Source organism: Cellulosimicrobium sp. SL-1 (assembly GCF_011033075.1).
GTDB lineage: Bacteria > Actinomycetota > Actinomycetes > Actinomycetales > Cellulomonadaceae > Cellulosimicrobium > Cellulosimicrobium funkei.
Genome location: NZ_JAACJC010000008.1, coordinates 189303 through 204080, shown reverse-complemented (window position 1 = coordinate 204080; position 14778 = coordinate 189303). Strand labels below are relative to the sequence as shown.

Annotated in this window: 14 protein-coding genes and 1 tRNA gene; 10 read left to right on the top strand and 5 right to left on the bottom strand. The window is 75.0% G+C overall.

The window, feature by feature from the left end; translation table 11 throughout:
- Window positions 1-52: 52 nt before the first annotated feature.
- Together glmU and GWJ10_RS14135 are read right to left on the bottom strand one after the other, a co-directional pair.
- Window positions 53-1732, bottom strand: coding sequence for a bifunctional UDP-N-acetylglucosamine diphosphorylase/glucosamine-1-phosphate N-acetyltransferase GlmU (gene glmU / locus GWJ10_RS14140; protein ID WP_163188140.1), 1680 nt, complete (start codon window positions 1730-1732; stop codon window positions 53-55).
- Window positions 1733-1762: 30 nt separating this feature from the next.
- Window positions 1763-1834 (bottom strand) — tRNA-Gln (locus GWJ10_RS14135).
- A gap of 315 nt (window positions 1835-2149) precedes the next feature.
- On the opposite strand from GWJ10_RS14135, the gene GWJ10_RS14130 reads away from it, so the two are divergent.
- The 9 genes from GWJ10_RS14130 to GWJ10_RS14090 all read left to right on the top strand — a co-directional run bounded on the left by GWJ10_RS14130 (window position 2150) and on the right by GWJ10_RS14090 (window position 11193).
- Window positions 2150-2752 carry a TetR/AcrR family transcriptional regulator gene (locus GWJ10_RS14130; protein WP_163188222.1) on the top strand — a complete coding sequence of 201 codons (603 nt, stop codon included), beginning with the start codon at window positions 2150-2152 and terminating at the stop codon, window positions 2750-2752.
- Between the two features lie 166 nt (window positions 2753-2918).
- Window positions 2919-3524, top strand: coding sequence for a hypothetical protein (locus GWJ10_RS14125; protein WP_163188138.1), 606 nt, complete (start codon window positions 2919-2921; stop codon window positions 3522-3524).
- 104 nt (window positions 3525-3628) lie between these two features.
- Window positions 3629-4591, top strand: coding sequence for an ATP-binding cassette domain-containing protein (locus GWJ10_RS14120; protein ID WP_163188136.1), 963 nt, complete (start codon window positions 3629-3631; stop codon window positions 4589-4591).
- Entirely contained in the window at window positions 4588-5796 is a 1209-nt protein-coding gene (locus GWJ10_RS14115; protein WP_163188134.1) for an ABC transporter permease, read from the top strand. Before GWJ10_RS14120 ends, GWJ10_RS14115 begins: the two co-directional genes overlap by 4 nt.
- A gap of 407 nt (window positions 5797-6203) precedes the next feature.
- The gene (locus GWJ10_RS14110; protein WP_021482856.1) at window positions 6204-6704 is read left to right on the top strand and encodes a MarR family transcriptional regulator; all 501 of its coding nucleotides are present in this window, start codon (window positions 6204-6206) and stop codon (window positions 6702-6704) included.
- Window positions 6705-6767: 63 nt separating this feature from the next.
- The gene (locus GWJ10_RS14105; protein WP_163188132.1) at window positions 6768-8096 is read left to right on the top strand and encodes an MFS transporter; all 1329 of its coding nucleotides are present in this window, start codon (window positions 6768-6770) and stop codon (window positions 8094-8096) included.
- Between the two features lie 139 nt (window positions 8097-8235).
- A complete protein-coding gene (locus GWJ10_RS14100; protein WP_061268702.1) occupies window positions 8236-9183 on the top strand; it encodes an ATP-binding cassette domain-containing protein in 948 nt (315 codons plus the stop codon).
- The gene (locus GWJ10_RS14095) at window positions 9180-10001 is read left to right on the top strand and encodes an ABC transporter permease (protein ID WP_206158410.1); all 822 of its coding nucleotides are present in this window, start codon (window positions 9180-9182) and stop codon (window positions 9999-10001) included. The genes GWJ10_RS14100 and GWJ10_RS14095 overlap by 4 nt, the downstream gene beginning before the upstream one ends.
- Before the next feature lie 175 nt (window positions 10002-10176).
- Entirely contained in the window at window positions 10177-11193 is a 1017-nt protein-coding gene (locus tag GWJ10_RS14090; RefSeq protein WP_163188130.1) for a TetR/AcrR family transcriptional regulator, read from the top strand.
- A gap of 70 nt (window positions 11194-11263) precedes the next feature.
- On the opposite strand, the gene GWJ10_RS14085 is transcribed toward GWJ10_RS14090, so the two are convergent.
- Window positions 11264-11866 carry an NAD(P)-binding domain-containing protein gene (locus GWJ10_RS14085; protein WP_076406275.1) on the bottom strand — a complete coding sequence of 201 codons (603 nt, stop codon included), beginning with the start codon at window positions 11864-11866 and terminating at the stop codon, window positions 11264-11266.
- Window positions 11867-11985: 119 nt separating this feature from the next.
- On the opposite strand from GWJ10_RS14085, the gene GWJ10_RS14080 reads away from it, so the two are divergent.
- The gene (locus GWJ10_RS14080) at window positions 11986-12471 is read left to right on the top strand and encodes a MarR family transcriptional regulator (protein WP_021483746.1); all 486 of its coding nucleotides are present in this window, start codon (window positions 11986-11988) and stop codon (window positions 12469-12471) included.
- Between the two features lie 69 nt (window positions 12472-12540).
- On the opposite strand, the gene GWJ10_RS14075 is transcribed toward GWJ10_RS14080, so the two are convergent.
- Together GWJ10_RS14075 and GWJ10_RS14070 are read right to left on the bottom strand one after the other, a co-directional pair.
- Window positions 12541-12867, bottom strand: a complete 327-nt coding sequence (locus GWJ10_RS14075) for a hypothetical protein (RefSeq protein WP_034654213.1) — start codon at window positions 12865-12867, stop codon at window positions 12541-12543.
- On the bottom strand, window positions 12864-14717 hold the full coding sequence (locus GWJ10_RS14070) for an ABC-F family ATP-binding cassette domain-containing protein (protein ID WP_061268710.1): 1854 nt from the start codon (window positions 14715-14717) through the stop codon (window positions 12864-12866). The genes GWJ10_RS14075 and GWJ10_RS14070 overlap by 4 nt, the downstream gene beginning before the upstream one ends.
- Window positions 14718-14778 lie beyond the last annotated feature (61 nt).

The window sequence follows — 14778 nt, the reverse complement described above, 5'->3', positions numbered from 1 at the left end:
CGGTGGGGTTTCCGGGTGCGGGGTAGGTCTGAGGTCGGCTGGCCGGTCGCGGTCAGTCTGTCGTGGTGGCGGGACGACCGCCACGCAGCGCCTCGAGCGTGTGCTCGAGCTCGGGCGCGGGCGGCGGCGGGGTGGGGCGGTCGGCCGTCGCGGCGGCGCTCTGGTCCGCGAGCTGGGCCTGCGCCTGTGCGCCGAGCGGGGGCGCCTCCGGGTCCGCGGCGCGCGCGGCGGCCGCGGCCTCGGCGGCGGGCGTGCCGGCGCGACGCCGCTCGACCCAGCCCTCGATGTTGCGCTGCTGGCCCCCGCTCACGCCGAGCGCGCCCGCGGGCACGTCGCGGCGGATGACGGACCCGGCGGCGGTGTACGCGCCGTCGCCGACGCTCACGGGCGCGACGAACATGTTGTCCGCGCCGGTGCGGGCGTGCGAGCCGATGACGGTGCGGTGCTTGTGCACGCCGTCGTAGTTGACCGTGACCGACGCGGCGCCGATGTTCGTGTGGTCGCCGATGGTCGCGTCGCCGACGTAGGACAGGTGCGGGATCTTCGACCCCTCGCCGATCTCCGCGTTCTTCGTCTCGACGAACGTGCCGATCTTGCCCTGCGCACCGAGCACGGTGCCGGGCCGCAGGTACGCGAACGGTCCGACGGACGTCCCCGCGCCCAGGACCGCGAGCGAGCCGTGCGTGCGGGTCACGGTCGCACCGGCGCCGACCTCGGTGTCGGTGAGCGTGGTGTCCGGGCCGACCGTCGCGCCCTCGGCGACGACCGTCGCGCCGTGGAGCTGCGTCCCCGGGAGCAGCGTCACGTCGCGCGCGAGCTCGACGTCGACGTCGACCCACGTCGTGGCCGGGTCGACGACCGTCACGCCCGCGCGCATCCAGTCCTCGAGGATCCGGCGGTTGAGCTCGGCGCGCAGCGTCGCGAGCTGCACGCGGTCGTTGACGCCCTCGACGACCGTCGGGTCGTCCGAGACGAGCGCCCGCACGACGCCGCCCTCGGCGCGCGCCGCGGCGACGACGTCCGTCAGGTAGACCTCGCCCTGCGCGTTGTCGCGGCCGAGCGTGCCGAGCCCGCGTCGCAGGACGGCGGCGTCGAAGACGTAGACCGACGCGTTGATCTCGCGGATCGCGAGCTCGTCGGCCGACGCGTCCTTGTGCTCGACGATGCGCAGGACGTCGCCGGTCGTGTCGTCGCGCACGACGCGGCCGTAGCCCGTCGCGTCGTCGAGCTGCGTCGTCAGCATCGTCACGGCGTTGCCGTCGGCGACGTGCGCCGCGAGGAGCTGGGCGAGGGTGCCGCCGTCGAGCAGCGGGGTGTCGCCCGCGGTGACGACCACGGGGCCCTCGAGGCCGTCGCCGACGCCGCGCCCCTCCTCGCCGTCGGGCACGCCGTGGACGAGCGCCTGCGCGTGCGCCTTCGCGTCGAGCGCGACGAGCGCGCACTGCACGGCGCGGCCCGTCCCCGGGATCTCGTCCTGGTCCACGACGACCGCGTCCGGGTCGACCGACACCGCGTGCTCGGCGACGCGGTCGCGCTCGTGCCGCACGACGACGGCGAGCAGGGCCGGGTCGAGCGAGCGCGCCGCGACGAGCACGTGCCCGAGCAGGCTGCGGCCCGCGAGCGTGTGCAGCATCTTGGGGGTGGACGACTTCATCCGCGTGCCCTCGCCTGCGGCGAGGACGATCACGGCAGCGGGGGCGACGGTGGTGTCGGTGCCCTGCTGAGCTTCCATGGGTGTTCCCCTCGGGATCGGTGGCACGAGCTCCGCCCCCAGGACTCGAACCTGGACCAAGGGCACCAAAAACCCTTGTGCTGCCGATTACACCAAGGCGGACCGGACCCGGCGACGCCGTGCTCTCACGTGCTCGGCACGTGAGCGTCACCTGCCCGTCGCCGCGCCCCCGGTTCGACCCGGGCCGCGGCGGGCGGGCCGGGTCCGGGAACAGTCTGCCAGGTCGGTCCCCGTGCCCGACGCCGCGCGTGCCCGTCTCGCCCCATCCGCACCGGACGCGGGGCGTGGCCCGCACCACACCCGCGCGCGCCCGCCCGACGACGCCCGCGCCGGCGGGCGCGGACCCTCCGGCTGCGGCGACCGCCCGCACGGCATGATGGACCCGTGGCAGACTCCAGGCGCACCCCCCGATCCCGCATGACCGCGAGCCAGCGGCGCGAGCAGCTGCTCGCCGTCAGCCGCAGGCTGTTCGCCGAGAAGGGGTTCGAGGGGACGAGCGTCGAGGAGATCGCCGCGCGGGCCGAGGTGTCCAAGCCCGTCGTGTACGAGCACTTCGGCGGCAAGGAGGGCATCTACGCGGTCGTCGTGGACCGCGAGGTGCAGGCGCTCACCGCGGCGCTGTCGGGCGCGCTCGACGAGGGCGGTCACCCGAAGGTGCTGCTGGAGCGCACCGCGCTCGCCCTCCTGTCCTACATCGAGGCGTCGGAGGACGGCTTCCGGATCCTCGTGCGCGACTCCCCCGTCGCGCAGGCCACGGGCACCTTCTCGAGCCTCATCGGCGACGTCGCGACGCAGGTCGAGCACCTCCTGGCGCACCAGTTCCGCACGCGCGGCCTCGACCCGAAGGTCGCGCCCATCTACGCGCAGATGCTCGTCGGCATGGTCGCCCTCACCGGTCAGTACTGGCTCGACGCGCGCTCCCCCAAGAAGACGGAGGTCGCGGCGCACCTCGTCAACCTCGCCTGGAACGGCCTCGCGGACATGGAGAAGCGGCCGCACCTCATCACCACGAGGTCCTGACGCAGATCCGCTCCCCGAACCCGCGTCATGACAGCGGGGTCAGCCCGTCTCTCTGGCGGCAGAGCAGAACGACGAAGCGGGGCAGCGGATGCACGGGCACGACCGGTCGGCCGACCAGGGGTACGGCGACTCACGGGACGAGATCCGTCCCACGGTCTGGGGGTACGTGACCTGGACGACCGCACGGTGTCTGCAGGGCGACGTCCCGGGCGCGCCCGCGCGCGTCGTCCAGCGCACCGACGTGCTCGTCCCGGGCCTCACGCCCTACGAGCTCGACCGGGTGCGTCGGCACGCCGAGTGGCGCGCGTCGGTCGACGTGGTGCGGGTCGGTCTCGTCGCAGGCGTGACCACCGCGCTCGCCGCGCTGGTCGCCGGGCGGAACCTCGCGACGCCCGAGACCCTGCTCCTCGCCGCCGTCCTCGGCCTCGTGGCCGCGCTCCTCACCGTCGTGCTCCTGCACGTGACGGGCCCGCGCCTCACGCGGGTCGAGCGTCGCGCGCTGCGCCGGGCCGTGGAGATCCGGCGCGTGCGCGTCGCGCCCCCGACGTCGGCCGTGATGCGCGTGCTCGTCGCGATGAGCGCCGTCGAGTCGGTGTCCGGTCGGCTCGACGAGCAGGACGCCGCGCTCGCCCGCGAGCTGCTCTGGGTCTCGCTCGACGCCGTCCGGCGCGACGACGCCGCAGCCGTCGACGAGGCGACCGGGACGATGCTGCGCCTCGCCGTGCGGGCCGCCCGGACGCTGCCCACGGTGCGCGACGAGCACCTCGGCTGACCGGCGGGCCCGACGTCGGCAGGGGCACACCCCCTGCTCCCGCACGGCCAGGACGTGACATCTGTCCCGTGCCGCGCGCGTTCGCGCGTGGTTGTGTGGAGCGCATGGCGACACTCGAGATCGACTCGCTGACCAAGTCCTACGGCGACGTGCGCGCCCTGCGCGGCACGTCGTTCGACGTCCGCGCCGGGGAGATCTTCGGCTTCGTCGGCTCCAACGGCGCCGGCAAGACGACGACGATGCGCATCGTCCTCGGCGTCCTCGCCGCCGACGGCGGCGAGGTCCGGTGGGAGGGCCGGCCCCTCGACCTGGCCGCCCGCCGCCGCATCGGCTACATGCCGGAGGAGCGCGGCCTCTACCCGCGCATGAAGGTCGGCGAGCAGCTCGTCTACCTCGCCCGGCTGCACGGGCTGTCCGCCGCGGCGGCGAAGGACGCGATGGAGCGCTGGACCACGACGCTCGGCGTCGAGGCGCGCCGCGGCGACGAGGTGCAGAAGCTCTCGCTCGGCAACCAGCAGCGCGTCCAGCTCGCCGCCGCGCTCACCCACGACCCCGAGCTGCTCGTGCTCGACGAGCCGTTCAGCGGGCTCGACCCCGTCGCCGTCGACGTCATGAGCGGAGTCCTGCGCGACCGCGCCCAGGCAGGCGTGCCCGTCGTGTTCTCGTCGCACCAGCTCGACCTCGTGGAACGGCTGTGCGACCGCGTCGGCATCATCAAGGACGGCGCGATGGTGGAGGTCGGCACGATCGACGAGCTCCGTCGCACCGAGCAGGAGCGCTGGGTCGTGGACGGCCCGCCCGGCGCCACGTGGATCGGCGCCGTGCCCGACGCGCGGGCCGTCAGCCTGGAGGGGTCGCGCACCGTCGTCGAGCTCGTGCCGGGTGGGTCGACCGGCGACGAGACCGGAGGGCGCGAGCAGGCCGTGCTGCGCGCGGCGCTCGCCGCCGGGCCCGTGCACGAGTTCGCGCTCGTCCGGCCGTCGCTCACCGAGCTGTACCGCGACGTCGTGAGCGCCGAGGAGAAGCCGGCCGCGACGGCCGCCGAGACCGTGGAGGTGGGGGCATGAGCACGGGGACCTCGTTGACGTCCTGGGGCGCGATCCGCCTCGTCGCGGGCCGCGAGATCATGACGCGGCTGCGCTCCAAGTCGTTCGTGTGGCTGACCGTGATCCTCGTCGGCGCCGTCGTGCTCGGCGGGGTCGTGCTCAACCTCGCGAACGGGTCGGGACCGAGCGCCGAGCGTGTGGGGGTCACGCCGCAGACCGCGGCGCTCGCCGAGACGATCGAGACCACGGGGAGCACGCTCGGGACCGACGTCGAGACCGTCGACGTCGCGGACGACGCCGCGGGCGAGGCCCAGGTGCGCGACGGCGACCTCGACGCCCTGGTCACCGGGAGCGTCGGCTCCCCCACGGTCGTCGTCGACACCGAGCTGTCGTCGGGCCTCACGGCCGTCTTCACCACGCTCGCCCAGCAGACCGCGCTGTCCGACGCCGTCGCGAGCCTCGGGGGCGACCCCGCCCAGGTCGCGGGCGACGTCGCGACCGCCGCGCCGGACGTGCGCACCATCGGCGAGCCGAGCGAGTTCGACCCGGCGCGCTACGTCACCGGCCTGGTCACCGGCATCCTGCTCTTCATGGCCATCATGATCAGCGGCCAGCTCATCGCGCAGGGCGTCGTCGAGGAGAAGACGAGCCGCGTCGTCGAGCTCCTGCTCTCGACCGTGCGCCCGTGGCAGCTCATGGCCGGCAAGGTCCTCGGCATCGGCCTCGTCGGGCTGGGGCAGGTCGCGCTCGTCGTGCTCGCGGGCGTCGGGACCGCGCTCGGCCTCGGCCTCGTCGACACCTCGACGATCGACCTCGGGACCGCCGCCGCCTGGGCGCTCGTGTGGTTCGTCGTCGGCTTCGTCAGCTACGCGCTGCTCATGGCCGGCCTCGGCGCGCTGGTGTCGCGCCAGGAGGACGTCGGCGCGGTCACCACGCCCGTCACGTTCCTCATGATCGTGCCGTACATCGTGGGCGTCTCCGTCGCGCCGTGGGCGCCGGACAACCCGCTCGTCGTCTGGCTGTCGTACGTGCCGCTGTGCTCGCCGCTGCTCATGCCGGTCCGCATCGCGCTCGGCAGCGCCGAGACGTGGGAGGCCCTCGTCGCGCTGGGCCTCTCCGTGGCGGTCATCCCCCTCCTCGTGTGGCTCGCGGCGAAGATCTACTCCAACGCCGTCCTGCGCACCGGCGCCCGCGTCAAGCTCACGGACGCCCTGCGCACGTCCTGACGGGGGGCCGCCCCGCCCGCCGAGGTAGAGGCGCGGTTCGTCGAGGTAGAGGCCTGGTCCGCCGAGGTAGAGCCTCGGTTCGGCGAGGTGGAGCCCGGGTTCGGCGAGGTCGAGGCCAGGTCCGGTGGTCGACGACGGTGGGTCGCCCCACCCCGTGCTCGTGTCGCCCTGGTAGGTGCGCGCCCAGGCACGGCCCGCGCGACCACGCCTCTACCTCGGCGGACAGCGGCTCTACCTCGCGGGACCACGGCTCTACCTCGCGGGACCACGGCTCTACCTCGACGAACCGCGCCTCTACCTCGCGGGGCCAGGGCTCTACCTCGCGGCGGCGGGTCTTGCGACGCGCCGCGACGACCGGCGAGCCGTCAAGAGTCTTGACGTCGAGACACGTCGAGTACCCTCGCGTCATGGACCAGCAGCACGAGGACGAGGTCGACCGCATCGTCGCGGCGTGGCAGCGCGAGCGGCCGGACCTCGACGTCGAGCCGCTCACCGTGTTCTCCCGGGTCGACCGGCTCGCCCGGCACCTGGACCGGGCGCGGCGCACGGCGTTCGCGCGCGGGCACCTGGAGACGTGGGAGTTCGACGTCCTGTCCGCGCTGCGCCGCGCCGGCGAGCCGTACCGCCTCTCCCCCGGGGCGCTCGTCACCCAGACGCTCGTGACGAGCGGGACCATGACGAACCGCATCGACCGGCTCGAGGAGCGCGGGCTGGTCGTGCGCCGCCGCTCGCCCGACGACCGGCGCGGCGTGCTCGTCGAGCTCACGCCCGAGGGCCTGGAGCGCGTGGACACGGCGATGACCGACCTCCTCGCCGTCGAGGCCCGCATCCTCGACGCGCTCGAGCCGGGCGAGCGACCTGCGCTCGCGGCGCTCCTGCGTACAGTCGGAGGACAGTTCGACGACTGACCGACGGCCCGGACGACCGGGCGGGCGTCGCCGCACGCGCCCGCACCCGGAGGTCCCCGCCCGATGCCGTCGTCACGGCCGCCCCGCCCGAGCACGTTCCGCGGCGGGATCGACGGGGTCCTGCTGGTCGCCGTGCTGCTCGTGGCCGTCAACCTGCGGGCACCGCTCACGGCGCTCCCGCCCGTCGTCGCGGACGTCGCGGCCGACCTCGACCTCACCGCCGCCGCGGCGGGCCTGCTCACCGGCATCCCGGTGCTGTGCTTCGCGCTCGCGACGCCCGCCGTCGCGGGCCTGCTCGGGCGGTCGTCGCTGCGGACGGCGATCGCCGTCGCGCTCGCGCTGATCGTCGCGGGGACGGTCCTGCGCTCGGCGGACCTCGCGGCGCTCGGCGCGGCCGGGACGTTCGCGGGCACGGTGCTCCTCGGGCTCGGCATCACGACGGCGAACCTCGCGGTGCCGATGATCGCCCAGCGCGACTTCCCCGGCCACGTCGCGACGGTGACGGGCCTGTACACGGCGGCGATCAACGTCGGGACCGTCGCGACGACGGCGCTCACCGCCCCGCTCGCGGACGCCGTCGGCTGGCGCTGGGCGCTCGCGTCGTGGTCGGTGCTCGCGGTCGTCGCGCTCGTGTGGTGGCTGCGCGCGGTGCCGCGCGAGGCGCGCGAGCCCCGGGGCGTGTCGGCGGAGACCGTGCCCGGCCCGGCGGCATCGGAGACGAAGGCCGGGGCGGCCGGGGATGCGGCCGAGGCGGACGCGCTGGCGGCGGCTGCGGCGGAGGGCGTCACGGGCACCGACCCGACGACGGCCCGCGAGCGCCACGTGCTCGCGACGCCGTTCACGTGGTGGCTGTGCGCGATGTTCGCGCTCCAGTCGTCGAGCTTCTACGCGCTCACGGCGTGGCTGCCGCTGATCCTCGAGGACCTCGCGGGCATCCCGCGCTCGGCGTCGGGCGGCGCGGCGTCGCTGTTCCAGGGCTTCGCGATCGTCGGCGGTCTCGCGGTGCCGCTCGCCGCGCGCCGCCTCAGCCTGCGGCAGACGTTCGTCGGGATCGCGGTGCTGTGGCTGACGCTGCCCGTGGGGCTGCTCGTCGCGCCGGGGCTCTGGGCGGTGTGGGCGTCCGCCGCGGGCGTCGCCCAGGCGGCGAACTTCGTCGTGATCTTCACGCTCGTCGCCCAGCGGTACCCGACGGTCCGGCGCGGCCGGCAGGCGTCGGCGACGGTGCAGTCCGTCGGGTACTGCCTGGCCGCCGTCGCGCCCACCGCGGCCGGGGCGCTGCAGACGGCGACGGGGACGTGGACGGTGCCGGTCGCCGTCGCGCTGGGTGCGCTCGTGGTGATGACCGGGATCGGGCTGGTCCTCACCGGCGCTCCCCGTCGTCGCGCGGGCTGAGCGCGAGGCCCCTCTCCCCCGAAGCGCCTCCTCGACCCTTGACCCCCACTCGCGCCGGTGTTTATGGTGTACACACAGTTTACGGCGCACACAAACAGTGTGCGCCGCATACGAACGGCCGACGGAGAAGGAGAAGGCGATGACCGGACCGATGATCGCCGCGCAGGGGTTGGAGAAGTCCTACGGCGACCACGCCGTGCTGCGCGGCGTCGACCTGACCGTGCGCCGCGGCGAGATCTTCGCGCTGCTGGGGCCCAACGGCGCGGGCAAGACGACGACCGTCAACATCCTCACGACCCTCGTCCGGCCCGACCGCGGCACGGCCCGCGTCGCGGGCGCCGACGTCGTGCACGACGCCGCCCGGGTGCGCGAGACCATCGCGCTCACGGGCCAGTACGCGTCGGTGGACGAGTTCCAGACGGGCCGCGAGAACCTCGTGATGATGGGCGAGCTCGCGCACCTCCCCCGCCGGGCGGTGCGCCCGCGCGCCGCCGCGCTGCTCGAGCGCTTCGACCTCACCGACGCCGCGGACCGGCGGGTCGGGACCTACTCGGGCGGCATGCGCCGCCGCCTCGACCTCGCGATCAGCCTCGTGGCCGACCCGTCGGTGCTCGTGCTCGACGAGCCGACGACGGGCCTCGACCCGGCGTCGCGCGCGCAGCTCTGGGAGGTCGTGCGGGGCCTCGCCGCCGACGGGACGACCGTCCTGCTGACGACCCAGTACCTGGAGGAGGCCGACCGCCTGGCCGACACGATCGCCGTCCTGCACGACGGCCGCGTCGCGGCGCGGGGCACGGCCGCCGAGCTCAAGGCGCTCGTCGCGGGCGACCACGTGCGCGTGGCGTTCGACGACCGGGAGAGCCTGGCCGCCGCCGTCGGGCTCGCGCCCTCGATCGGCCTGGCCCGCCCCACGGCCGACGCGAAGGACCTCTCGCTCACCGCACCGAGCGACGACCCCGTCCGCACCATCCGCGACGTGCTCGCGGCCGCCGACGCCCACGCGCTCGCGGTCGTGGGGGTCAGCGTCGTGCGGCCCACGCTCGACGACGTGTTCCTCGCCCTGACCCGGAAGGAGGGCGCCCGATGAGCGCCGCACCCACGACCACGCTGCCCCGGCCGTCCCGCACCACGCGGCCGCGCGCGCGGCAGACCCCGGCCACCGCGGCGCGCGACGTCCGCACGATGGTCGGCCGCGAGACCCGCCGCCAGCTGCGCAGCGTCGACGGGCTCGTCACGGCCTTCGCGCTGCCGGTGATGATCATGCTCGTCTTCGTCGTCATCTTCGGCGGGGCGATCGGCGGGGACGACTACATCGACTACGTCGTGCCCGGCGTGCTCGTGATGTGCCTGGGGTTCGGCTCCGCGACGGCCGCGGTCGGCGTCGCGCAGGACATGACGTCCGGCACGATCGACCGGTTCAAGACCCTGCCGATCTTCGGGCCGTCCGCGCTGTGGGGGCACGTCGTGGCGAGCGTCGTGCGCAACCTCGCGTCCGCCGTCGTGGTCGTCGGTGTCGCGCTCGCGCTCGGCTTCCGGCCCGACGCCGGGCCGGCCGACTGGGCGGGGCTCGTCGCGTTCGCGGTCCTCGCCGTGCTGACGTTCACGTGGCTGAGCGTGGCGCTCGGCCTCGTGCTGAGCGTCGAGGCGTCGCAGTCCGTGAACTTCCTCTTCCTGTTCGTGCCCTACCTCAGCTCGGGGTTCGTCCAGATCGACACCATGCCGTCGTGGCTGCACGGGTTCGCCGAGAACCAGCCGTTCACGCCGGTCATCGAGACGTTCCGCGGGCTGCTCGCGGGCGCGCCCGACGCGTCGACGGCCCTCACGGCCGTCGCGTGGCTCGCCGGCTTCCTCGTCGCGAGCTGCACCGCCGGCTCCCTGCTCTACCGCCGGCGGACCGCCCGCTGACCCCCCTCCGCCCCTCTCTCCCACCCACCCCCGCCCCCACCCCCGCGCGGCCGAGCAGGTGGTCCTGGTGCGTCCGGTCGACAAGACGCCCCACGACCACCTGCTCGCGCCACCGGGAGGGCCTGCTCGGCAGGGCTGCGACCCACGTCCGGGCGCCGTCGGGGAGGATGAAGCCATGACGGACGCACCCGACCTCCCGCCCCGGCTCGCGCTCGCGTGGGGCGTGGCCGAACGCCCCGAGCGCGCGCCGAAGCGCGAGCTGAGCATCGAGCGGATCGTCGACGCGGCCATCGAGCTCGCCGACGCCGACGGGCTCGGGGCCGTGTCCATGGCGAAGGTCGCGCAGAGCCTCGGCTTCACGACGATGTCGCTCTACCGGTACGTCACGAGCAAGGACGACCTGCTGCTCCTCATGCAGGAGGCCGCGCTCGACGTCGAGTACCCGCCCGCGCACGAGCCCGCCGACTGGCGCACCGAGCTGCGCGAGTGGGCGCAGTTCACGATGGCGGTGTTCGCGTCGCACCCGTGGTTCCTCGACATCCCCGTGACCGGCGCGCCGCTCACGCCGAACAACCTGCGCGGCGCGGACGCCGGGCTGCGCGCGCTGCGGTCCACGCCGCTCGACGACGAGGAGAAGATGTCCGTCATCCTCCTCGTCAGCGGGTACGCCCGGAACGCGGCGCGGCTGCAGACCGACCTCGCGCGCGCCGTCGCGGCGGCCGGGGGCGACGAGGCGGTCCAGGGCGGCGCGTGGGCCGACGCGCTGCGCGGGCTCGTGGACGAGGTGCGGTTCCCCTACCTGCGCCCGCTCGTCGAGGCCGGCACGTACGCGGGCGAGGGCGAGATCGACGACACCGCGTGGGGCCTGGAGCGGGTGCTCGACGGGATCGCCGTCTACGTCGACGCGCGGGCCGCCGGGGCGCCCGGCGCGGGCCGCGCGCCCGGGCGGCAGCCCACCACGGTCACGGAACCCGCACCGGCGCCGGACCCGCGCGACGCCGTCGCGCCCGTCGAGGTCGCGGTGCACGTCAAGGACGCGCGGGTCAAGAAGGCGACGCTCCGGCGGCGCGACGCGGAGCGGCGCGTGCGCGAGGCCCAGAAGAAGGTGCGCGAGCTCGAGAAGGCCCTGCGGGACGCCCAGAAGGCGGAGCACGAGGCGGCCCGCGCGGCCGTCGAGAAGGCGCGCGGCTGACGCACCACGCACGACGGCGGCCGGCCCCCCCCAGGGGTGGCCGGCCGCCGTCGTGCGTGAGCGGGCTGGGTCACTCGGCGAGCGCGAAGCCCGTCGTCCAGGAGGTCTTCTCCCCCGCCGCGAGCGTGAGCTGCAGGAAACCGAGAGCCTCGAGCTCGTGCGCGCGCTTCAGCGAGCCGGCGTCGACGACGCGGACCCCGGACACGGCGCCCGCGAGGGCGGCCTTCGCGTCCGCGTCGTCGCCCGCGACGAGGACCGTCGTCGCGAGCGGCCCGACCTGGCCGGTGGCGAGCGTCGCCGCGAAGTTCGTGTTGAACGCCTTGAGGACGCGCGCGCCCGGGACGCGCTCCTGGATCTGCGCCGCGGCCGACGAGCCGTCGGGCACGACGAGGGAGTCGAACGTCGCGAAGTCGAGCGGGTTGGTGATGTCGACGAGGACCTTGCCGTCGAGGCGGCCCTCGTAGGCGCCGAGGACGTCGTCGAGCGCCCCGTACGGGAGCGCGAGCACGACGACGTCGCCGGTGATCTCGTCGCCGACGGTGCCCGCCGTGACGCGCGGGTCGACCTCGGTGGCCTCACGGGTCAGGACCTGCACCTGGCTGCCCGCGGCGAGCGCGAGACCGGCGATGGCCGAGCCCATGTTCCCGGCGCCGATGATGGTGATGCTGCTCATGGTGGCTTCCCTTCCTCCGCCGGCCCGACGGTCGGCTATTAGTTGTTGCTACAACTAACACCGTACGCCGCTAAAGTTGTACCGTCAACTATGCGGATCGCCGCACCGGAGGAGGCACGATGACGACGGAACCCCGCTGGCTCGACGACCAGCAGCTCGACGCGTGGAAGCGGCTCGTGGCGGTCGTGGAGCTGCTGCCGGGCGTCCTCGACTCCCAGCTCCGGCGCGACGCCGACCTCAGCCACTTCGAGTACTACGTGCTCGCGATGCTCTCCGAGGCGCCGCGGCGCACGCTGCGCATGACCGACCTCGCGGGCGCCACCAACGCCACGCTCCCCCGGCTCTCCCACGTCGTCGCACGCCTCGAGAAGCGTGGTCTCGTCGAGCGCGTGCCGTGCCCCGAGGACCGCCGCGCGACGAACGCGCACCTCACCGACGCCGGCTGGGAGAAGGTCGTCGCGACCGCGCCCGGGCACGTCGGGACGGTGCGCGACCACGTGATCGACGCGCTCACCGACGAGCAGGTCGAGCAGCTGGACGCCATCGCGGGCGCCATCCTCGAGCGCGTCGACCCCGACGACCGCATGGGCTTCCTGCGGCGCTGAGCCGCACACCCGCGCCCGGCTGGGCCCCGGCGACACGCCCCGGGCGTCCGGACCCGGGTCCCCGCGGGGTCAGCGGGTCCGCACGGGCCCCGCGAGGACGAGCCGCTCGCCCGGCGCGAGCGCGCCGAGCGCGACGAGCGGGTCGTCGACCGCGAGCTCGACCCGCCCGGGCAGGGCGGCGAGCACGTCGTCCCACTCCGGGGCGGCGTCGTCCACCTCGACGCTGTGCCCGTTCACGAGGTCGAACGACACGTACCGGGCGGTGCCGCCCGGGGCACCGAGCGCGAACGCGGTGACGCGGCGCACGTCCGCCCACGGCGCGAGGACGCCGCCCTGCCCGTCGTCGACCTCGACGCCGCGCGCGGACACCGCGACGCGCATCCGGTCGGCCGTCACCCGGCGACCTCGGCAGCCTCGAGCCACGCCGCCTCGAGCTCGTCCTTCTCCGCCGCGAGGGTGCGCAGCTCGGCGTCGAGCTCCGCGACCGCCGCGAAGTCGGTCGCGTTCGCCGCGATCTTCTCGTGCAGCCGGCCCTCGGCCTCCGCGATCTTGCTCAGGCGCCGCTCGATGCGGTTGATCTCCTTCTTCGCCGCCCGCACCTCGGCCGCGCTCGGGCCCGGGGCCGCCACGGCCGGCCCCGCGTCCGGTGTCGCGTCGGCGCCGCCCGTGGGCGCGAACCCGGTCGACGCCGCGCCCGCGCCCGCGAGCGCCGCGCGCCGCAGCTCGAGGTACTGCTCGACGCCGCCCGGCAGGTCGCGCACCTGGCCGTCGCCGAGCAGCGCGACCTGGCGGTCCGCGACGCGCTCCAGCAGGTAGCGGTCGTGCGAGACGACGATGAGCGTGCCGGGCCAGCCGTCGAGCAGGTCCTCGAGCGCGGCGAGCGTGTCGGTGTCGAGGTCGTTCGTCGGCTCGTCGAGCAGGAGCACGTTGGGCTCGGCGACGAGCAGGCGCAGGAGCTGCAGGCGCCGCCGCTCGCCGCCGGAGAGGTCGCGCACGAGCGTCTGCGACCGCTCGCGCGTGAAGCCGAGCCGCTCGACGAGCTGGGACGCGGAGAGCTCCTTGCCGTCGACGACGACCGAGCGCTTCTCGTCCTCGATCACCTGGATCACGCGCGCGCCGGCGATGTCGTCGAGCTCGCCGACGTCCTGCGACAGCTCCGCGACGTGGACGGTCTTGCCGCGCTTGACCCGCCCGGAGTCGGGCTCGCGCCGCCCGGCGAGGAGCGCGAGGAGCGTCGTCTTGCCGGCACCGTTGACCCCGACGACCCCGTACCGGTCGCCGGGCCCCAGGCGCCACGTGACGTCGTCGAGCAGCACGCGCTCGCCCTGGCCGTCCTGGCGCGGCACCGCGACCGTCACGTCCTCGAGGTCGAGCACGTCCTTGCCGAGGCGCTTCGTCGCGGTGCGCGTGAGCTCGAGCGTGTCGCGCGGCGGCGGGACGTCGGCGATGAGCGCGGCGGCGGCGTCGAGCCGGAACTTGGGCTTGGACGTGCGCGCGGGCGCGCCCCGCCGGAGCCACGCGAGCTCCTTGCGCAGCAGGTTGTCGCGCTTCTCCGCCGCGACGGCCGCGGTGCGCTGGCGCTCGGCGCGCGCGAGCACGTACGCCGCGTACCCGCCCTCGTAGCCCTCGACCTGGCCCGAGCCGTCGCCGCGCACCTCCCACATGCGCGAGCACACGGCGTCGAGGAACCAGCGGTCGTGCGTGACGACCACGAGGGCGCCCTTCGCGCCCGGGCGGGCGAAGCGGTCGCCCAGGTGCGCGGCGAGCCACGCGACGCCCTCGACGTCGAGGTGGTTCGTGGGCTCGTCGAGGAACAGCACGTCGTGGTCGGCGACGAGGAGGGCCGCGAGCGCGACGCGGCGACGCTGCCCGCCGGACAGCGTGTCCGCCGGGGCGTCGAGGTCGAGGTCGCCCAGCAGCCCCGCGTGGACGGTGCGGATGCTCGCGTCCGACGCCCAGGCGTGGGTCGCGGCGTCGCCGTGCACGAGGTCGCGGATCGTCGCGCCGGTGCCGACGTCGTCGCGCTGGTCGAGCAGGCCCACCCGCAGGCCGCCCACGCGGGTGACACGGCCGCCGTCGGGCTGCTGCGTGCCCGCGAGGAGGCGCAGGAGCGTCGTCTTGCCGGCCCCGTTGGGGCCGACGATGCCGACGCGGTCGCCGTCGTCGAGGCCGAGCGAGACGTCGTCGAGCAGGGTGCGGGTGCCGACGGTCAGCGAGATGCCGTCGGCGCCGAGAAGGTGAGCCACGCCGTCGAGCCTAGGCCGCACCCCGTGAGTGCGGGAAATAGCCGCCGATCCGCGACGGGAC